Raw genomic sequence first — 19,304 nt, forward strand, 5'->3', positions numbered from 1 at the left:
TCGGTCCCCTCACGATCCCTGCCCGGCTCAGGCAGGAATAACGACGACCTTTCCTGAGAGGCGGCCGGCCGTTGCTTCGGCGTGAAGGGTGGGCAGTTCCCTGAGCGGGATCCGGCGTGTCACCTCCACGGTGAGTGCGCCGTCGTCGACCAGGGACACCAGTTGCGCGAGCCGGTCACGATTGCGGAGGACGAACACCGTCCTCGCCTGCACGCCTCGGGTGTCGTCGCCAGGGGTGGGCATGAATGCCGTGGTGCTGACGACCACACCGCCGTCACGCACGGCGGTGACGTACGCGGTGAACTGCTCCGGATCGATCGGGGCGAGGTTCAGCAGCACGTCGACCTGCCCGTCGAGGGCGTCGAGCAGGTCCGTGTCGGTGTGGTCGATGATCTGGTCCGCGCCGGCTGCCCGGACGGCCTCGATGCTGCGCGGACCGGCCGTGGCGATGACATGCACACCGGCCCGCCTGGCGAGCTGGACGGCGTACTTGCCCACGACGCCGCCTGCGCCGATGATCAGCACACGCTGGCCCGCCGCGAGCCCACCCTCGTCGAAGAGCGCCTGCCACGCGGTCAACGCGACCGAGGGAAGGGCCGCGGCATCCGCCAGCGGAATACTCGTCGGAGCTGCGACGACAGCATCCGCAGGAGCGACCACGTACTCGGCCGCACCGCCGTCGCGCTCCATGGGCAGGAAGGCGATCACCGGGTCGCCGACGGTGAGCCCGTCGACGCCCTCGCCCACCGCGTCGATGGTGCCCGAGACGTCGTAGCCCGGCACGTGCGGCAGCTCGATCGGGATCGGGAGGAACCCGGCTCGCATACCGTTGTCGGCCGCATTGAATGCCGAGGCCGCGACATGCAGCCGTACCTGCCCGGCAGCCGGAACCGGCTGCACGATCTCGCGGTATCGAAGGACCTCGGGACCGCCGACTTCCTGGAACTGTATCGCCTTCATGATCCGACCCTCTCGTTAATTGCTTCGAGTTCGAAGCAGATACGAGAACAGTACACCACTTCGAATTTGAAGCAACCCCTATGATTAGACGATGAGCCAACCACCTGCCTCACTGACGCCGACCCAGCTCGGCGCGTACTTCGCCTTCACGGAGGTGAGCAGTCTGCTGCGCCCCGCGGTCGAGAAGCAGCTCCGCGACGCCGGCGCCCTGAGCTACGTCCAGTTCCAGCTCCTGGCACGCCTGGGTGACGCCACCGACGGCCATATGCGCATGACCGACCTCGCCGATGGCGTGGTGTACAGCCGCAGCGGCCTGACCTATCAGGCGCAACTGCTCGACCAGCGCGGTCTGGTCACCCGCTCCCCCTCGCCCGACGACGAGCGCAGCACCGTGGTCGCCATCACGGCCGCGGGCCGTGACGTCCTCACGGCGGTGTTTCCCGGCCATATCGAGGCCGTCCACGACCTACTGTTCGCACCTCTCAGCGATGATGACGCCGGTGATCTCGCTCGTATCCTCGGTCGCGTCAGTGCACACCTCCGAGCGGCCCCACCGCGCTCGGCGACGCGCCGACGGAAGACCTGACCCTGCGACTGCCGCGAGGGACACTCGCTCGTGCATGCGTGCACCCTTGACGATGCGGTCGACGACGTCGCGGGGACCGCGAAGGCCGATCCCGACAAGGTCCAGCCTGTGGGCAGGTACCCCTGCCACCGCAGCCCTGTTGGCCTCGTCATGACCGGTGGAGAACAGCTCCCGCGTGTACAGGGCGATGGGGACACCACGGCCCAGTGCCCGCTCCCGGGCTGCCGCCAGCAGGTCCGCCCCGGCCGCCGTGGCACAACAGACGGTGACGGGCCCCTGGATCGTCACGGCGGTGACCGGCATCCATGCCGCGCTGTCCTCACCGGGTGATGCACTGGCAGCCGAATGCGGCGTACGGGATCGCCCCGTACGCCTACGTCACAGGACGGCGCGTGGACCGGGCCGGCGTCTCCTGCTCGACGAACGCTCGGCGTCCGAGGCTGCAGTAGAGGCAGGTTTCCACGACCAGGCGCATCTCACGAGGCACTTCAAGCGTGTTCTGGGAACCACTCCAGGAGTCTTCGCCGGCTGATCCGACCGGGCGGCAGTGGTGCGGGTCGGCATGCCGTCAACAGCGGGTCCACGAACCGATCCCGGAAGCCACCGGCTCGCCGCATCCCCCCTCCTTGCGGTGCTTCACACGAGGTCGGTCACGAAGACCCGTCGGAGGGTCCTGCGTGCCGGTCCTACGTGCTGGGCAGAGTGCGGGGTCAGCCCCCGAACAGGGCCGCGACGCGGGTGAGGGTCTGGAAGACGCCATAGGCGAGGGGCACTCCCACGAGGGCCCAGACGACGGCGATACGTGCTCCGGCCATGTCAGGCCTCCTTCGCGAATGCTCGGGGTGCGTCCCCGACGGGCTCGTGGAAGCGGGGATCGACGGGCTTGATGAGCAGGTTCGCGATGAAACCTATGATCAGCAGGCCCACCATGGTGAGCAGCGCGGGCTGGTAGGCACCCGCGGTCAGCTCGCCGGGCGTGCCCTGCGAGTCGAGGAACGCATTGACGATCAGCGGCCCGGCGATGCCGGCCGCCGACCACGCGGTGAGCAGCCGGCCGTGGATCGCGCCGACCTGGTAGGTACCGAAGAGGTCCCGCAGGTAGGCCGGAACGGTCGCGAAACCACCGCCGTAGAAGGAGATGATCACGAAGGCCAGGACCACGAACAGCAACGTGGTCGAGGAGCCGGCCAGGGCGAGCACGGAGTAGAGGGCCGCTCCCACCCCGAGGTAGACCATGTAGATCCGCTTGCGACCGATGATGTCCGACGTCGTCGACCACACGAAGCGTCCGCCCATGTTGCCGATCGAGAGCAGGCCCACGAACCCTCCGGCGACGGCGACGGAGACCGCCGTCGTGCCGTCCGCGCCGCGGAAGAAGTCCTGGATCATCGGGGCGGCCTGCTCGAGGATGCCGATCCCGGCCGTCACATTGCAGAACAGCACGATCCAGACGAGCCAGAACTGGCGGGTCTTGATGGCGTTCGCGGCCGAGACGTTGTCCGTGGTGACGAGCGGCTTGGATTTCAGCTGGGAGGGGTCGAAACCGTCGGGCTTCCAGCCGTCGGCGGGGACCTTGATGGTGAACGCGCCGAACAGCATGTACACGAGATAGACGACGGCGAGGGTCAGGAACAGCTTCCCGACGGCGTCGCCACTGGCCACCCAGCCCTCCGCCCCGGAGTTCGGGTCGTACGTGCGCAGCAGCTGCGTGGAGAGCGGGCTCGCGATGAGGGCGCCGCCGCCGAAGCCCATGATCGCCATGCCGGTGGCGAGGCCGGGTCGGTCGGGGAACCATTTGATGAGCGTGGACACCGGGGAGATGTAGCCGATGCCCAGGCCGATCCCGCCGATGACCCCATAGCCCAGGTAGAGGAGCCAGAGCTGGTCGGTGAAGATGCCGAGCGCTCCCACCAGGAATCCGGAGGTCCAGAACACGGCCGACGTCGCCATGGCCTTGCGGGGACCGTTGCGGTCCACCCAGGTTCCGAGGACGGCAGCGGACAGGCCGAGCATCACGATCGCGATCGAGAAGATGATGCCGATCTGCGTGAGGGTCGCGTCGAAGTGCGCCGTCAGGGCGGTCTTGTAGACGCTCGTGGCGTACGCCTGCCCGATACAGAGGTGCACGGCCAGTGCGGCCGGGGGGATCAGCCAGCGGTTGAACCCCGGTGGCGCAATGCTGTGCTCGCGGTCAAGCCAGCTCATCGAGAGCCTTTCGATCGGCATGGCGGCCGCTCACCGGCCCTTGTTGTTGAGGGCAATTATGCTGTGCGTCACGTGGAACGGGAACAACCCGCGACCGGTGGTGCTCCTCGTGCGACGAGTGGTATGGGCGGGGAGGATCTAGCCAGCCGGCTTAGTACTCTCACCTACACTGACCCCTATGGCCATCACTGAGCAGGTTCCCGACACCCGATTGAAGCGCGGCATCTCGGGTCCGCTGCTGTACCTCTTCATCCTCGGGGACGTCCTCGGGGCCGGCGTGTACGCCCTCGTCGGCGTCATCTCCGGGAAGGTGGGAGGCGCTATCTGGGTACCCCTCATGGTGGCCCTCGCCCTGGCCCTGCTGACCGCCGGGTCCTACGCCGAACTCGTCACGAAGTACCCGAAGGCGGGTGGGGCCGCCGTCTTCGCCGAACGCGCCTTCAAGAAACCGTTCATCTCGTTCCTCGTCGGCTTCTGCATGCTCGCGGCCGGCGTGACGAGCGCCGCCGGCCTCGCACAGGCCTTCGCCGGTGGGTACCTCACCACCTTCATCGACGTACCGGCCGTGCCCGCCGCCCTCGTGTTCCTCGTCCTGCTGGCCCTGCTCAACATGCGCGGCATCAAGGAATCGGTGCGCAGCAACATGGTCATGACCGTGATCGAGGTATCGGGCCTCGTCCTGGTGATCGTGGTCGTCGGCATCTTCGTGGCGGGTGGCAACGGCGACATCTCGCGCGTCACCGAGTTCCCTCCCGGCGTGAGTGCGGCCTCGGCCGTGCTGGCTGCGTCCCTGATCGCCTACTACTCGTTCGTGGGGTTCGAGGTGTCGGCGAACGTCGCCGAGGAGGTCCGCGACATCAGCCGCGTCTACCCCCGGGCCCTGTTCGGTGCCCTGCTGACAGCCGGTGTCGTGTACCTGCTGATCGGACTCGCCTCCTCGGCCGCCCTGGCTCCCGATCTGCTCGCCGGCTCCACCTCGCCCCTGCTCGACGTGGTCGCAGCCACCGGCGCAGGCATCCCGAACTGGCTCTTCAGCCTGGTGGCCCTCGTGGCCGTCGCCAACGGCGCCCTGCTGACCATGATCATGTCCAGCCGCCTGACCTACGGCATGGCTGAGCAGGGACTGTTCCCGTCGATCTTCGACCGCGTGCTCCCCAAGCGCCGCACCCCGTGGGTCGCGATCGTCGTGACCACCCTGGTGGCCATGGCGCTGACGCTCACCGGCGGCCTCGAGTCCCTGTCGCAGACCGTGGTGCTGCTGCTGCTGTTCGTGTTCCTCAGCACCAACATCGCCGTCCTCGTGCTGCGGAAGGACGAGGTGGACCACCGGCACTTCCGCATCCCGGCGGTGTTCCCGTACCTCGCGATCGCCTCCTGCATCCTGCTCCTGACGCAGCAGTCGGCCGAGATCTGGCTGCGCGCGGGCATCCTCCTGGCACTGGGGTTCGTCCTGTACGGGGTGCAGCGCCTCGTCCGCGGATCCGGCAAGGCACCCGTTTCCTCCTGAGCCACGTCCGGGCCGTCGGGTACGGCGAAGTCAGCAGTGGGCAGGACGAAGGGGGGCGGCGGTAGCCGCCCCCCTTCGTCCTGCCCGTCCCGGCGCGTCTACCGCTTGCCGTACTTGCGGTGCACCGCCTGCTTGCTCACTCCCAGGCATTGGGCGATCGCTTCCCACGACAGTCCGGCCTGACGCGCGCTCCGGACGAGACCGGCCTCCGCCCGCCCCACCACCCTGTGCAGTTCCGCGATCGCCTGCAGGGACTCCGCAGGGCCCTTCCCATCCATCGAGCCGACGAGTGTCTTCATGCGCTCCACCTCCATGCGTCAACATTAGTTGACGAACTGGGGTGGGACAAGGACCGATCGTCGACGGACATTTTCGGTCCAGCGTCGGGTGCCGACGGCAGACCGCCTCAGGCAGGGAGGCGCCGGAGTCCGAAGGAGCACGAGGTTGATCGTGCATTCCCCTTCGCCCTCGCGTGACCGAAGGCGAGAAGACCGTGCACACTCACCAGGCGTGCGGCGCCGGCCTGCGCGTACTGGGCAGGGTGTTGTTGAGGCGCCATTCATGGATCCACTCGGGCAGGACCAGATCCGCGGGCGGCGCACCGAAGGCCGCGACGATCTCCTCGTTGCTGACGGGACCGGTGCGCGAGACGAGCCGCGTGGCGATCACGGCCCGGGCATAGATCTCGCCGCCGGCCACGGCGCGCTGCTCGAAGTAGATGGCGCGCTCGTCGAGACCGATGATCCGGGTCTCGATCGAGTACCGCTGGCCGAGTCGCAGCGACTTGCGGAAGCTGATGGTCTCCCCCGCCGCGACCGGGCTCCACCCTCGGGCGCGCATCTGCCGCCAGACGCCGCTGCGCACCATGAGGTCGAAGCGTCCGAGATCGAACACGGAGAAGTACATGCCGTTGTTCATGTGCATCGCGATGTCGATGTCCGTGAGGAGTACACGCAGGGTCACGCTGCCGGCACCCCAGATACTGAGCGCCGAGCGCCTGCCGGAGGTGAACAGCTGCAGGATCGTGCGGAGGATCAGGTGCATGATCGAATGCTACCCGCCGGTAACCTGGTGGCCGGGGAAGCGAATAAGCGGAATAATTCCTCCGGATACCCGGTTTCCGCCTGCAGGAAGCCATTCGATCCGAGGAGCAGTCATGACCGTCAGTACCCAGATCCAGCTCACCTCCCGCCCCGTCGGCGCCCCGACGCCGGAGGACTTCGCCACGGTGCAGATCGAGCTACCCGCCCTCGGCCCGGACGAGGTGCTCGTCCGCAACGAGTTCGTGTCCGTGGACCCGTACATGCGCGGCCGCATGAGCGAATCGAAGTCCTACATCCCGCCCTTCGGCCTGGACGAGACCATGACGGGCGGCGCGGTGGGCAGGGTCGTGGAGTCGGCGTCCGACGCCCTGCCCGTCGGCAGCGCGGTCCTCTCCAGCTACGGCTGGCGTGATCTCGCCCAGGGCCCTGCCGCCCACTTCTCCCCCCTTCCGCAGTCGGAGCTGCCCCTGTCCGTGTTCCTCGGTGCTGCCGGCATGACCGGACTCACCGCCTATGCGGGCCTGAAGCGGGTTGCCGGCCTCAGGGAGGGCGACGCCGTCTTCATCTCAGGAGCCGCCGGCGCCGTCGGCTCCATCGCCGGGCAGGTGGCCCGCAAGCTCGGCGCCTCGCGCGTCATCGGCTCGGCGGGCTCCGCCGCGAAGGTGGCCCTCCTGAAGGAGAAGTACGGGTACGACGACGCCTTCAACTACAAGGACGCCCCCGTGCGGAGGCAGTTGCGGGACCTCACACCCGAGGGTATCGACGTCTACTTCGACAACGTGGGCGGGGACCATCTGGAGGCAGCCCTGGACCGCCTCAAGCGCGGGGGCCGGGCCGCACTGTGCGGCGCGATCTCCCAGTACAACAACACCGAACGCACGCCGGGGCCGGACAACATGGCCAATCTGGTCAAGAACTCGCTGAAGCTGGAGGGCTTCATCGTGGGGCAGCACCAGGACCTCCAGGCGGAGTTCGCCGGGAAGATGACCGGATGGCTCGCGGACGGCAGCGTGGTGTTCGACGAAACCGTCGTGGACGGGATCGGGAACGCCGTCGGCGCCTTCCTGGACATGATGGACGGCGCCAACACGGGCAAGATGCTCGTCCGCGTCTGACCGGCCGGGCCAGGAGGATCGGGGTCGCTGCACCGCCCGGCAGGGCAGGACCCACGGCGGAGCGCACTGCTCGGGCCGTCCCTGCACCACCTCATCGGGTGTGCAGTCCCTTCCCGTCCCGCCGGTGCTGTCAGTCGTCGCCCGCCGCGCGCAGTGTCGCTTCGAGCCGTTTGCGCTGGTCGACCGGTAGGAGAGCGCGGTACTGGGGGAACTCGGTGAGGAACTCACGCACCCGCGGGCAGTAGGGGACCACCGCGATACGACGCCGGTGGGCGTTGAGGAGCACCTGACGGATGAGGGCCGGCTCCACGTCGACGGCGTCGAAGCGGGGGTCGACGACGGCCTGGATCAGGACCGCGTGCGGACCCTTCATCTCGTACTTCACGTGGCCCACCATGGTGCCGTCACTGAAGAGCTCGAAGCGCGCGAAGAGGGAGTTGTCGCGGAAACCGCTGCGGGTCCTCACCGGCACGGTGCGGGCCTCGGCCTGCACCTCGCGCCGCTCAATCTCCTCGACCAGCAGCTCGTAGCGGTGTACCGCCTCCATCGGCGGGAAGTCGCGGTCGAGCAGGCGGTAGGTCTGGTTGCACAGCACCCGCAACTGGCGCGTGGAGACGACCGTCAGATCCTCGGGGAATTCGGCGTCCTCGGTGCGCGGAAGGGGTGCAGGCGAGATGCGGGGAGCCGCACCCCATACCGACTGCTCCGGCTCGGCAAGGGGTGCGGCCTGAGTACGGTAATCGGCGAAAGAGGATGTTTCCATGGTCAGCTCCACGATGGTGGTTCGATGGCCCGCTGCTAGGCCCTGCCCGAAACTATAGGCGCATTCTTTCCGAATGGGAAATTACTCATACCATATCCCCGCCGGCGTTCCATGGGTAGTGCGGGGCTCTTGAGCAGATCTTGAGGATGCATCGGTGCGACGCGCGTGAGTCCGTCGCGGCGGCGACCGGTCGGCTAGTGGGCGAGGAACTCGTTCGTCGCCTCGACGATCCCGTCCTGTGCATCGCGCCGGTCCGTCCTGGCCACGCCGTCGCCCGGCTGGTCCCCGTAATCGCCGAAGAAGGCATGCACGGCCCCGCTGATCTCGGTGAAGCGGGCGCCGGCGGGCAGCGAATTCCTCGAGGCGCCGACATCGGCCGGGGTGGTCAGGCGGTCCTGCGAACCACTGACGGACAGGACGTCCAGGCCACTGGCGGACAGGTCGTCGAGCGGATAGGACGCCCAGAGCAGCAACCCGTGGACGGCGTCGTTCCCCGATGCGAACGCGGAGGCCGCGACGCCGCCGAGGGAGTGCCCGCCCGCCACCCATCTGCCGATCCCGGGATGCGCCTCGAGGGCAGAGCGCGCCTGCCCCGGTTGGAGGAGCGAGATCCCGAGTGGTTCCTTGAGCACCACGACGACGGTGCCCTCCTGCGCCACCCTGGACAGGAGGGGCACGTACGCGAGAGCCTCGACGCGCGCCCCGGGATAGAACACGAGACCGCGGGTGGCCCCTCCGGTCGGCGCCAGCGTGATGGACGTCGCGTCCTCGATGAGATCGACGTTCACCAGGGAGACACCGGCAGCACCACCCTGTTCGTCCGTCAGCGCGAAGGGCTCGAGCCACGCGAGCGCCGCCATCAGTCCGATCGCCACGAGGGCTCCGATCCCCGCCGGCACCGGGCTCCCTCGCCTTCCCTGCGGTCCCCTCCGCCGCCGTCCGGCGCGGACCGTCAGCACCGCGACGGCGAGTCCGATGACGAGCGCCGCGAGGAGGAGCGAGGGCAACAGCGGATGGGATCTCGCCACCGCCGGGTTCGTGGCGAAGAGCCACACCGGGGTGATGATGAGCGCAAGGGCCGCACAGATGGCGGGAACGCGATGCAGCATGGGGCCTCTCTCCGGCGCTCCGCGCCCTCGTGACCGCCCAAGGATATCTCTACGATGGAGACACCGGGTGCCGGACCGTTTGACGGAGCGCCCGCCGACCCGGAAGGGTGGTACGGACACCACCGTCCCGAGCAGGAGTTCCCCATGGCACCCGCCCCCACAGTCCGACTGCGCAGCGGCGCCGACCTCCCCCTCCTCGGCCTCGGGACCTGGCCGCTGAACGACGACGAGGCCGCCGACACCGTGGACCTGGCGATCCGGACCGGCTACCGGCTGATCGACACCGCGGAGAACTACCGCAACGAGAAGGGCGTGGGCGAGGGGATCCGCCGTTCCGGCGTCCCGCGCGAGGAGCTGTTCGTCACCACCAAGTTCAACCGGGAGCACCACAGCCGCGACGGCGTGCGGCGCGCCTTCGAGGCGAGCACGCGCCTGCTGGGGCTCGACTACATCGACCTGCTGCTCGTCCACTGGCCCAACCCCGGCCAGGGTCGCCAGGTCGAGGCGGTTCAGGGCATCGCCGCGCTCCTGGAGCAGGGGCTCGTCCGCGCGGTGGGCACCTCCAACTACAAACCGGCTCACCTCCAGCAGGTCATCGACGCCGGGATCGTCCCGGACGTGAACCAGATCCAGCTCGACCCGCAGCGGCCCCGCATCGAGGAGCGCGCCTTCCACAACCAGCACGGCATCGTGACGGAATCCTGGAGCCCCCTGGGCCAGGGCGGAGGACTCCTGGACGAGCCCGCGCTGGTCGCGATCGCTGCGGCGCACGGCCGCACGCCGGCCCAGGTGGTGCTGCGCTGGCACGTGCAGCAGGGCATGGTGGCCATCCCGAAGTCCTCCGATCCGCAGCGGCTCGCGCAGAACCTCGACATCTTCGGCTTCGAGCTCTCGGGCGAGGAGCTCGCGCGCCTCTATACCCTCCACGTCGGGCGCGCGGAGATCGTGGACTCGGACAACTTCGGCCACTGACCGGTCCCGGCCCCTGACTGCTCAGCCCACCCGAGAGGACGTTCCACGCTTGCTCGAGATCGCCGTGATCCTCGCCGCCGGTTTCTGGGCAGGGATGATCAATGTCGTGGTGGGCTCCGGAACGCTCGTGACCTTCCCCACCCTCCTCCTGTTCGGTTACCCGCCGATCGTCGCGAACATCTCCAACAACATCGGCCTCGTGGGTGGCGGGCTGTCCGGATCCTGGGGCTACCGCCGCGAGATCGCCGCCAACAAACGGCTCCTCCTGAAGCTGCTGCCCCTGTCGGTGCTCGGCGGGCTGGGCGGGGCACTGCTGCTGCTCGTGCTGCCGGCGGCAGCGTTCCAGGCGATCGTGCCGATCCTCATCATCATCGGTCTCGCCATGGTGGCGCTGGCACCCCGCGTGCAGCGCGCTGCTGCCGCGAAGGCCGGTGACGCCGTCCCTGATACCGCGCCGTCCCGGCGTCGTTCGCTGCTCCTGCTGGCCGGCATCGGCGTCCTCGGGGTCTACGGCGGCTATTTCGGGGCCGCTCAGGGCATCCTGATCGTGGGACTGATGAGCATGGTCACCATCGAGAGCCTCCAGCGGATCAACGCGATCAAGAACGTCCTGACCACCGCCGTCAACGCCGTCGCGGCCGTCACGTTCATGGTCTTCGCCTGGAGCTCCATCAACTGGGCGCTGGTGCTCATCATCGCCATCGGTGCGACGCTCGGCGGTTTCCTCGGTGCCCGGGTGGGCCGCCTGCTCTCCCCTCCTGCGCTGCGCGCCACCATCCTCGTCATCGGCACCGCGGCCCTGATCCGCATCGTCTTCTTCAGCTGACCCCCTTCACCACACACCCGGAACCAGGACCCCCATGCAACGCTTCACCTGCGCCGTCTGCTCGGCACCACTGTTCTTCGAGAACTCGCGCTGCCTCGCCTGCGGTGCGCAGCTCGGCTTCCACCGCGGCGAGCGCGTCATCGCGCCGCTCGACGACGACGGCGTGTACCGCGACCGCGAGGGCCAGGTGCTGCGCCGCTGCGTCAACCTCGCGCTCTCCGGCTGCACCTGGCTGGTCCGCGAGGAGGGCGATGAGTGCTTCAGCTGCAACCTGACCCGTAGCCGCCCGGACGACCACGACACCACCGGGCTCGCGCAGTTCCTCGACGCCGAGCGGTCCAAACGCCACCTCATCTACGAGCTGGACGTGCTCGGCCTGCCGATCGAGGACCGCGTGCAGAACCCGGAGCGGGGGCTCGCCTTCGACCTGCTCTCCAGCGTCGAGGAGAAGGTGGTGATCGGTCACCAGAACGGCCTGATCACCATCGACCTCGCGGAGACCGTGGACTCCCACCGCGAGAAGATGCGGGCGAAGCTCGAGGAGCCCTACCGCACCATGCTGGGGCACTTCCGCCACGAGACCGGCCACTACTTCGAGGGGACGCTCGTCTTCTCCGATCCGGACCTGACCGACCGTGCCCGCGCCGTCTTCGGCGACGACCGCGCCAGCTACAAGGACGCCCTGACGCGGCACTACGCGGAGGGCGCTCCCGAGGACTGGGTGCGGGAGCACATCTCGACGTACGCCACCATGCACCCCTACGAGGACTTCGCCGAGACGTTCGCGCACTACCTGCACATCTGCGACACGGTGGACACGGCCCTGCAGTACGGGCTCGCCGAGGGCCCCGGACCCGACAGCTCGGAGGACTTCGGCGACGTGGTCCGCAGGACGTGGATCCCGCTCTCCGTGGCGCTCAACCAGGTCAACCGCAGCATGGGCGCCAACGACCTGTACCCGTTCGTGCTGCCCCCGACCGTCATCGACAAGCTCGACTTCGTGCACAAGCTGCGCGTGCGGGTCGGCGAACCGGTCGCCGTGACGGAGCCCGACGCGTCCACGACGGATGACGCGGCCACGACCGCGGCATAGGAACGGCCCGGACGGCCGGGCCTAGGGCCAGAGCATCTCCCGACGCCAGCCCTCGCCGAACCGGGTGTACAGCAGGCGGGTGTGGCGCCGCTCCTGGTCGGCCTGCCAGAACTCGACGGCATCCGGTGCCACCGTGAAGACGGTCCACGTCGTCGAGGCGAGTCCGTCCGTCGCCTCGATGCGCTCCACCTGCTTCCCGACCGCGGCGTCGAGCTCGCCCCGGCTGCGGAGCACGGAGCTCTGGGAGCCGGCCAGCACGAGGGCTCGGGCCACCGGGTGCCGGCGCTGGAAGTCGGCGTCGTTCTCCTCGGTGGTGCCGGTCGAGACGGACCCACGAATCCTCACCTGGCGGCCCGCCGCCGGCCAGAAGAAGGTGAGTGCTGCCGAGGGGTTGGCCGTCAGCTGCCGGCCCTTGGGGCTGTCCTTGCTGGAGGCCACCTCCCACCCTGTCGCGGTGACGTCCTTGAGGATCACCACGCGCGCATCCGGGAAGCCGTCGTCGCCCACGGTCGCGAGGTTCACGGCGTGCGGTGCCGCGACGCCGTCCTCCACGGCGCGGGCCAGCCATTCGACGAACAGGTCGATCGGCGAGTCCGGCGCAGTCGACGGATCGAAGGGCGGCATCTCGTCGGGGAAGACGGGGACACCGCGGACGAGATCGCGGATCAGGCCAGGCTCGCTCATGCCGCCAGCCTAGTCCGCCGACGGGCATCCGGGCAGGCCCGGGGCAGGCACAAGGGTGCTGATCGAGGCAAACCGCGCCCCTCCGGCGGCGGCTATGTGCCGACGGCCGCGACAGCGGCATAGAGTCGATGGATGCCAGCGCACCAGGACCAGTACGTAGGACCCCGGGACCTCACACGGTGGACGACGCCGGTGGGCCGCCTCCTCGTGCGGTGCGTCAGGCCCATCGCCCGATGGATCGGACCGCACGGGGCCCTGCTGCTCCTCATCGCGATCGGAGGGGGTGTCGCCGCCGCGCTGACGGCGGCGTCGGCCGAGGTGTACGAGTCCGTCGTCGAGTCCGACGGGGTCGCCGCCCTCGACCGGCCGGCCCTGGACCTCGCCGTGTCACTGCGCCAGGACTGGCTCAACGCCCTCATCACCGGCTATACCAACATCGGTGGACCGGTCGGCATGCCCATCCTCGCCGTCTCGATCATGGTGCTGCTCGCCGTGCGGCGGAGATCGTGGGCCCCGGTGATCCTCCTGCCCGCAGCCGCTTTCGGGTCCCTGCTGATGACCGTCGCGGGCAAGGACGCCATCGGCCGCCTGCGCCCGCCGCTGGAGCTCGCCGTCCCGCCGTACGAGTCCTCGCCGTCGTTCCCCAGCGGCCACTCCCTCAACGCCCTCGTCATCGCCGGCGTCGTCGCCTATCTGCTCGTGGTGCGGCAGCGCCGCAAGCGGACGCGCGCACTGACCGTGGTGCTCGCGACCCTGTTCGCCGTGTCCATGGGCATCAGCCGCGTCTACCTCGGCCACCACTGGCTCACCGACGTGCTGGTGGCCTGGACCCTCGGGATCGCCTGGCTCGCCGTCGTCATCACCGCCCACCGGCTCTTCCTGACCTTCCGGCTGCATCGGGCCGCACTGCATGCCGCTCCCGCCTGAGGACACGCGCGACGCCGTCGTGCGCCCGCTGCGACGGGACGCCCAGCGCAACCGCGAGGTGGTCCTCGCGGCGGCACGGCGCATGTTCGCGCTGCACGGCGCCGAGTGCAGCTTCGAGCACATCGCCCGGGACGCCGGGGTGGGGGTCGGCACCGTGTACCGCAGGTTCCCGGACCGCCGCACGCTGATCGAGGCGATCCTCGAGCAGCGCGTCGTCGACGTCGACGACGCAGCCGCGGCAGCGCTCCGGCTCGACGACCCGTGGGCGGCCGCGAGGCTCTTCATCGGGGCCGCCGCGCGCATGCAACTGGAGGACCGCGGCCTGCGCGAACTGCTGCACGACCACCGGTTCGTCTCGGTCGGGCTCGCCCTGCTGCGCGAGCGCATCAGGCCCACCGCGGAGGAGCTCGCGGCCCGCCTGAGGGACGACGGCGCCGCACGGCCGGACCTCACCGCCGAGGACCTGGTGGTCCTCATCCGCATGCTCGGTTCCCTGACGCCCGGGCACGAGGCGTCGGACCCCGCCGGCACCGACCGCGCGACCGGCGAGCCCGGGCGGCACACGGGATTCGAACGCTACCTGGGTCTCCTGCTGGACGCGCTGCGCCGCCCGCCCGGTCACCGGGGCTGAGGAAAATGCGCTTTCACAGTCCGGCGGCCCGCTTCATACTTGGCTGAAGTGCAGTGCTCCCCTTCTAGGATCGGACGATGATGTCGGACAGATCAGGCGTGCAGGCCTCCCAGTCGGTCCTGCGGCGGAAGCCCATCGACTACGTCGAGGACGAGACGGGCCGTACCGGCCTGTTCAAGAGCCTCGGACTGTGGCAGCTGACCGCGATTGGCGTCGGCGGCATCATCGGCGTGGGCATCTTCACGCTCGCCGGCCTCGTGGCGAACGGCGGGGCGGACGGCGATCCGGTGGGCCCGGCCGTGCTGATCTCGTTCCTCATCGCCGGCCTCGCGAGCGCCGCCGCCGCGTTGTCCTACGCCGAGTTCGCGGGGATGATCCCGCGGGCGGGCTCCGCCTACACCTACGGCTACGTGGCCCTGGGCGAGATCATCGGCTGGTTCATCGGCTGGGACCTCCTGCTCGAGTACATCGCCATCGTGGCGGTCGTCGCGATCGGCATCTCCGGGTACTTCACCGAGTTCATGTCCGGGATCGGCGTCACCGTCCCCACCTGGATGCAGGGCACCCCGGACACCATCGAGGGCGGCGTGGTCAACGTCCCCGCGATCGTGGTGTGCCTGATCATCACGTTCATCCTCAGCCGCGGCACCAAGACCTTCGGCCGGTTCGAGCTCATCGCCGTGGGCCTGAAGATCCTGCTCATCCTCGGGATCGTGGGCCTCGGCTTCTTCTACGTCAATGCCGAGAACTACTCGCCGTTCCTGCCCTCGGGATTCGGCGCGGTCTTCACGGGCGCCGCCACCGTCTTCTTCGCCGTCTTCGGCTATGACGCCATGAGCACCGCGGCCGAGGAGGCGACGGACGGCAAGAAGCACATGCCGAAGGCCATCCTCCTGTCCCTGGCGATCGCGATGGTCCTCTACGTGCTGGCGACCCTCGTCCTGACCGGCATGCAGAACTACGAGGACATCAGCCCGACGGCGGGCTTCGCCTCGGCCTTCCAGTCCGTGGGCCTGCCGGTCGTGGCGACGATCATCTCGGCGTTCGCCGTGATCTCCATCCTCACGGTCATGCTGACCTTCCTGCTCGGCGTGACCCGCGTCTGGTTCTCGATGAGCCGCGACGGACTGCTGCCGGCGTGGTTCTCGACCACGGACCGCCACGGCACCCCGCAGCGCGTCACCTGGATCGCGGGGATCGCCTCGGCGCTGCTCGCCGGGGTCTTCCCCATCCGGGCCGTCGCGGACCTCACCAACATCGGCATCCTCGCGGCGTTCGTCGTGGTCTGCATCGCGGTGATCGTGCTGCGCCGCACGCGCCCCGAGGTCCCGCGGACCTTCAAGCTGCCGCTCATGCCGTTCGTGCCCGCCTTCGGTGTCCTCTCGTCCCTGTTCCTGATGCTGCAACTGCACTGGGAGACGTGGGTCCGGTTCGGCATCTGGCTCCTGATCGGCCTTCTCATCTACTTCTTCTACGGCCGCAAGCACTCCCTCATGAATCCGGACAGCCCCCGCCACGCGCTCCTGAAGCGCGACGCCTGACCCGTCCCGGAGCCGCAGGGAACGGTCCCGCCGCACCGTAACGATTGTGCGGCGGGCGCCGTCGTTGCCTAGGGTCGACAGGGACCGGCCGTACCGTACGACGGCGGTCGCCGCCCACCCCCTCTGCAGTGAAGGACCAGCACCCCTATGGACCTCTTCCGGACGAAGTCCGTTGAGCAATCAATCCAGGACTCCGACGAGAAGGGCCACGGACTCAAGCGCTCCCTCACCACGTGGGACCTCATGATCATGGGGGTCGCCGTCGCGGTCGGGGCAGGGATCTTCTCGGTGGGCGCGCAGGCTGCCGCCTTCAACGCCGGCCCCGCCGTGACCATCTCCTTCGTGCTGGCAGCCATCACCTGCGCCCTGGCCATCATGTGCTACGCCGAGTTCGCCACGGCCATCCCGGTGGCCGGCAGCGCCTACGTGTTCACCTACGCGACCATGGGCGAGCTGCTGGCCTGGATCATCGGCTGGAACCTCATCCTGGAACTGCTCATGGCCGCCGCGGTCATCGCCAAGTTCTGGGGCGTCTACCTGGCCGACCTCTTCAGCGCCCTGGATCTCGCCGTCCCGGCGGAGATCAGCCTGCTGGGCCTGAACCTGACCTGGGGTCCGCTGCTGATCGTCGCCGTGTTCACCGCCGTGCTCATCTACGGCACCAAGCTCTCGGCCCGGGTCAACAGCGTCTTCACCGTCATCAAGATCGGCATCGTGCTGTTCGTGATCGTGGTGGGCTTCTTCTACGTGAGCCCCGAGAACTACACGCCGTTCGTCCCCGCCTCGCAGCCCGCAGCGGCGAGCGGCGGCTGGGCCGAACAGCCCTTCCTCTCCTTCCTCAGCGGCGCGTCCCCGGCCGCCTTCGGCTTCACCGGGATCATCTCCGGCGCCGCGCTCGTCTTCTTCGCGTTCATCGGGTTCGACGTCGTCGCGACCTCCGCCGAAGAGGTGAAGAACCCGAGCCGCACCCTCCCGCGCGGCATCTTCGCGGGGCTCGCGGTGGTCAGCGTCCTCTACATCCTGGTGACCCTCGTGGTGACCGGCATGGTGCCCTACACCGAACTCGGGGCCTCCGGGGCGCCGTCGCTCGCGACCGCCTTCCAGCTCGTCGGCGCCGACTGGGCCGCCGGCATCATCTCCCTCGGCAGCCTGATCGGCCTGACCACCGTGATCATGGTGCTGCTCATGGGCCTCGCCCGCGTGATCTTCGCCCTCAGCCGCGACGGTCTCCTGCCCAGGGGCCTGAGCCGCACCTCGGACAGGCACGGGACGCCGGCGCGCACACAGGTCCTCTGCGGCGTGGTGGTCGCGCTGCTCGCCGGCTTCACCCAGGTGGAGGTGCTCGCCGAGATGATCAACATCGGCACCCTCACCGCGTTCATCACGGTCAGTCTCGGGATCATCGTGCTGCGTCGCAAGCGTCCGGACCTCACCCCGGCCTTCCGCGTGCCGTTCGGCAAGGTCATCCCTCTCGCATCGGCCGCGCTCTGCCTCTACCTGATGTTCAACCTGGCGACCATCACGTGGCTGTTCTTCGCAGGCTGGCTCGTGGTGGGCTTCGCCATCTACTTCGCCTACGGCTACCGCCATTCCCGCCTCCGGGTGGAACAGCGCACGGCCGTGTGAGAACCGTGCCGCCGGCGTGCGCGAACCTGCAGGACGCGAGATGATGGAACCCCCGGGCTGACGCCCGGGGCATCCGTCCGCTCGAGCCAGGAGAACCACGATGTCGCAGGACCCCTACCCCGGCGAACGTCCCACCGGCAGCCAGGAGAGCCCGTATGACGGCGGCGCGAGCGGCAGCAGGAGCACCCCTCCGCCATACCAGCCCACCCAGCCCTACCAGCCGTACCAGTCGGGCGGGTACCAGCCAGGCCCCTACCAGTCGGGCGGCTACCAGGCCGGGCCCTACCAGTCCTACCAGCCCTCCTATGCCGCACTGGAGGGTGAGAAGGCCGCGCAGCTCTCCCTGATCCTCGGACTCGTGGGTCTCTTCGTGGCGGGCTTCGTCCTCGGACCGCTCGCCATCTGGCAGGCCAGGAAGGCCGAGCGCCTCGGCGTCCCTGCCACGGCGGGGAAGGTGCTCGGCTGGGTCGTGACCATCCTCTACGCCCTGGCGATCCTGGCCACGATCGTGATGCTGGTGATCGTGTTCGCCGGTTTCGGGGCGATGGCCACCTACAGCAGCTGAGCCTGCGGGCGGCCGGCCCGCCCTGTATTCCTGCCCGACCTGTCAGAGCGTCGGGAAAAGGCGGGTGGATCGCTCGCCCGCCTCGAACACGCGCGAATGCGGGCCGGTGCCGACGATCAGCGGATCCGGCGTGCCGACGACGTCGTGGTCCTTCTCGTCGTAGTCGAGGACGGACAGGACGTAACGCAGCGCCTCGATGCGGGCCCGCTTCTTGTCGTTGCTCTTGATGACCGTCCACGGGGCATCGGCCGTGTTCGTGTAGAAGAACATCGCCTCCTTGGCCTCGGTGTAGTCGTCCCACTTGTCGAGCGACTGCAGGTCCATGGGGCTGAGCTTCCAGCGGCGCACAGGGTCCGTGTGGCGCTGGGCGAAGCGGCGGCGCTGTTCCTCCCGGGACACCGAGAACCAGAACTTGATCAGGTGGGTGTCGGCACGGACGAGCATGCGCTCGAGCTCGGGGGCCTGCCGCATGAACTCGAGGTACTCCGTGGGCGTGCAGAACCCCATGACGCGCTCCACGCCCGCCCGGTTGTACCAGGACCGGTCGAACAGCACGATCTCACCGCCCGAGGGGAGAACCGAGACGTAGCGCTGGAAGTACCACTGCGTCTGCTCCTTCTCGCTGGGCTTGTCGAGGGCGATGATCCTCGCACCGCGGGGATTCAGGTTCTCGGTGAACCGCTTGATGGTCCCGCCCTTCCCCGCGGCGTCACGCCCCTCGAACAGTATCGCCACCTTGGCGCGGTTCGCCTTGACCCACCCCTGCATCTTGAGCAGTTCGATCTGCAGGGCGCGCTTGGCCTTCTGGTACTCGCGTTCGGTCATCCGCCTGTCGTACGGGTAGTCCTCGCGCCACGTCGGCTGGTCCGGGTGCGGCAGGAGCACATGGTCCTCGCCCTCCACGTGCGGCGTGGGCACCGGGATGGCCGGGGGCACCCCGACGTCCACGCCCCCTTCGACGCCGCCGCCACCTGCCGCGCCGGTCCTGTCGGCGGGGGCATCGGTCGGCTCGTCGGTCAGCGCGTCCGTCGGTTCCTGCGTGGATTCGTCCGTCATCTCGGTCATCTCGGTTCCTCGTTTCCGCCGGTCCTTCATGGTTCCAGACACCGCCGCGGAGGGACACGCGAACCGCGTGACCGGGTCGCGGTGGA

Annotated in this window: 22 protein-coding genes; 12 read left to right on the forward strand and 10 right to left on the reverse strand. The window is 68.9% G+C overall.

Features of this window, described 5'->3' with window-relative positions; genetic code table 11:
* Positions 1-27: 27 nt before the first annotated feature.
* Positions 28-960: an NADP-dependent oxidoreductase gene (locus tag CI785_RS09355; RefSeq protein ID WP_105031824.1), complete on the reverse strand. Its 933-nt coding sequence runs from the start codon at positions 958-960 to the stop codon at positions 28-30.
* Positions 961-1,051: 91 nt separating this feature from the next.
* Between CI785_RS09355 and CI785_RS09360 the strand changes: the two genes are divergently transcribed.
* Positions 1,052-1,546, forward strand: coding sequence for a MarR family winged helix-turn-helix transcriptional regulator (locus tag CI785_RS09360; protein WP_105031825.1), 495 nt, complete (start codon positions 1,052-1,054; stop codon positions 1,544-1,546).
* On the opposite strand, the gene CI785_RS17080 is transcribed toward CI785_RS09360, so the two are convergent.
* Entirely contained in the window at positions 1,427-1,849 is a 423-nt protein-coding gene (locus tag CI785_RS17080) for a DUF2000 family protein (RefSeq protein ID WP_240615106.1), read from the reverse strand. The two genes, CI785_RS09360 and CI785_RS17080, sit on opposite strands and share 120 nt — an antisense overlap.
* Here CI785_RS17080 and CI785_RS09370 point away from each other — a divergent pair.
* Positions 1,797-2,078, forward strand: coding sequence for a helix-turn-helix domain-containing protein (locus tag CI785_RS09370; RefSeq protein WP_240615107.1), 282 nt, complete (start codon positions 1,797-1,799; stop codon positions 2,076-2,078). The genes CI785_RS17080 and CI785_RS09370 overlap by 53 nt on opposite strands.
* 178 nt (positions 2,079-2,256) lie before the next feature.
* On the opposite strand, the gene CI785_RS17750 is transcribed toward CI785_RS09370, so the two are convergent.
* Entirely contained in the window at positions 2,257-2,361 is a 105-nt protein-coding gene (locus tag CI785_RS17750) for an MFS transporter small subunit (protein ID WP_420808225.1), read from the reverse strand.
* A gap of 1 nt (position 2,362) precedes the next feature.
* Entirely contained in the window at positions 2,363-3,751 is a 1,389-nt protein-coding gene (locus CI785_RS09375; protein ID WP_105031826.1) for an OFA family MFS transporter, read from the reverse strand.
* 178 nt (positions 3,752-3,929) lie between these two features.
* Here CI785_RS09375 and CI785_RS09380 point away from each other — a divergent pair, with 178 nt between their 5' ends.
* Complete coding sequence (locus CI785_RS09380) at positions 3,930-5,258, forward strand: APC family permease (protein WP_105031827.1); 1,329 nt, start codon at positions 3,930-3,932, stop codon at positions 5,256-5,258.
* A 98-nt stretch (positions 5,259-5,356) separates the two neighbouring features.
* On the opposite strand, the gene CI785_RS09385 is transcribed toward CI785_RS09380, so the two are convergent.
* Positions 5,357-5,572, reverse strand: a complete 216-nt coding sequence (locus CI785_RS09385; protein ID WP_105031828.1) for a transcriptional regulator — start codon at positions 5,570-5,572, stop codon at positions 5,357-5,359.
* A gap of 187 nt (positions 5,573-5,759) precedes the next feature.
* Positions 5,760-6,302 (reverse strand): acyl-CoA thioesterase, encoded by a 543-nt coding sequence (locus CI785_RS09390; protein ID WP_105031829.1) that lies wholly within the window; start codon positions 6,300-6,302, stop codon positions 5,760-5,762.
* A gap of 112 nt (positions 6,303-6,414) precedes the next feature.
* On the opposite strand from CI785_RS09390, the gene CI785_RS09395 reads away from it, so the two are divergent.
* Positions 6,415-7,416: an NADP-dependent oxidoreductase gene (locus CI785_RS09395; RefSeq protein WP_105031830.1), complete on the forward strand. Its 1,002-nt coding sequence runs from the start codon at positions 6,415-6,417 to the stop codon at positions 7,414-7,416.
* Positions 7,417-7,546: 130 nt separating this feature from the next.
* Here the strand turns inward: CI785_RS09395 and CI785_RS09400 are convergent, their stop codons facing one another.
* Positions 7,547-8,179: a GNAT family N-acetyltransferase gene (locus CI785_RS09400; RefSeq protein ID WP_157940220.1), complete on the reverse strand. Its 633-nt coding sequence runs from the start codon at positions 8,177-8,179 to the stop codon at positions 7,547-7,549.
* A gap of 194 nt (positions 8,180-8,373) precedes the next feature.
* Positions 8,374-9,288 carry an alpha/beta hydrolase gene (locus CI785_RS09405; protein ID WP_240615108.1) on the reverse strand — a complete coding sequence of 305 codons (915 nt, stop codon included), beginning with the start codon at positions 9,286-9,288 and terminating at the stop codon, positions 8,374-8,376.
* A 144-nt stretch (positions 9,289-9,432) separates the two neighbouring features.
* On the opposite strand from CI785_RS09405, the gene CI785_RS09410 reads away from it, so the two are divergent.
* From CI785_RS09410 to CI785_RS09420, 3 genes are read left to right on the forward strand one after another with little or no spacing between them, the layout of a single operon-like run.
* Positions 9,433-10,260, forward strand: coding sequence for an aldo/keto reductase (locus tag CI785_RS09410; RefSeq protein ID WP_105032142.1), 828 nt, complete (start codon positions 9,433-9,435; stop codon positions 10,258-10,260).
* 49 nt (positions 10,261-10,309) lie between these two features.
* Positions 10,310-11,086, forward strand: a complete 777-nt coding sequence (locus CI785_RS09415) for a sulfite exporter TauE/SafE family protein (RefSeq protein ID WP_240615109.1) — start codon at positions 10,310-10,312, stop codon at positions 11,084-11,086.
* A 34-nt stretch (positions 11,087-11,120) separates the two neighbouring features.
* Positions 11,121-12,179, forward strand: coding sequence for a zinc-binding metallopeptidase family protein (locus CI785_RS09420; protein ID WP_105031832.1), 1,059 nt, complete (start codon positions 11,121-11,123; stop codon positions 12,177-12,179).
* A gap of 21 nt (positions 12,180-12,200) precedes the next feature.
* Here CI785_RS09420 and CI785_RS09425 read toward each other — a convergent pair whose 3' ends face one another.
* A complete protein-coding gene (locus CI785_RS09425) occupies positions 12,201-12,863 on the reverse strand; it encodes a pyridoxine/pyridoxamine 5'-phosphate oxidase (protein ID WP_105031833.1) in 663 nt (220 codons plus the stop codon).
* Positions 12,864-12,995: 132 nt separating this feature from the next.
* On the opposite strand from CI785_RS09425, the gene CI785_RS09430 reads away from it, so the two are divergent.
* The 5 genes from CI785_RS09430 to CI785_RS09450 all read left to right on the forward strand — a co-directional run bounded on the left by CI785_RS09430 (position 12,996) and on the right by CI785_RS09450 (position 18,153).
* Entirely contained in the window at positions 12,996-13,790 is a 795-nt protein-coding gene (locus tag CI785_RS09430) for a phosphatase PAP2 family protein (protein ID WP_105031834.1), read from the forward strand.
* Positions 13,774-14,421, forward strand: a complete 648-nt coding sequence (locus CI785_RS09435) for a TetR/AcrR family transcriptional regulator (protein WP_105031835.1) — start codon at positions 13,774-13,776, stop codon at positions 14,419-14,421. The genes CI785_RS09430 and CI785_RS09435 overlap by 17 nt, the downstream gene beginning before the upstream one ends.
* Positions 14,422-14,501: 80 nt before the next feature.
* A complete protein-coding gene (locus CI785_RS09440) occupies positions 14,502-15,962 on the forward strand; it encodes an amino acid permease (protein ID WP_105032144.1) in 1,461 nt (486 codons plus the stop codon).
* A gap of 147 nt (positions 15,963-16,109) precedes the next feature.
* Entirely contained in the window at positions 16,110-17,588 is a 1,479-nt protein-coding gene (locus CI785_RS09445) for an APC family permease (RefSeq protein WP_105031836.1), read from the forward strand.
* A 100-nt stretch (positions 17,589-17,688) separates the two neighbouring features.
* Complete coding sequence (locus CI785_RS09450) at positions 17,689-18,153, forward strand: hypothetical protein (protein ID WP_105031837.1); 465 nt, start codon at positions 17,689-17,691, stop codon at positions 18,151-18,153.
* 42 nt (positions 18,154-18,195) lie between these two features.
* Here CI785_RS09450 and ppk2 read toward each other — a convergent pair whose 3' ends face one another.
* Positions 18,196-19,218 (reverse strand): polyphosphate kinase 2, encoded by a 1,023-nt coding sequence (gene ppk2, locus CI785_RS09455; protein ID WP_205753592.1) that lies wholly within the window; start codon positions 19,216-19,218, stop codon positions 18,196-18,198.
* Between the last annotated feature and the right edge of the window lie 86 nt (positions 19,219-19,304).

Origin of the sequence: Arthrobacter ruber (assembly GCF_002954225.1) — a bacterium.
Lineage (GTDB): Bacteria > Actinomycetota > Actinomycetes > Actinomycetales > Micrococcaceae > Arthrobacter_D > Arthrobacter_D ruber.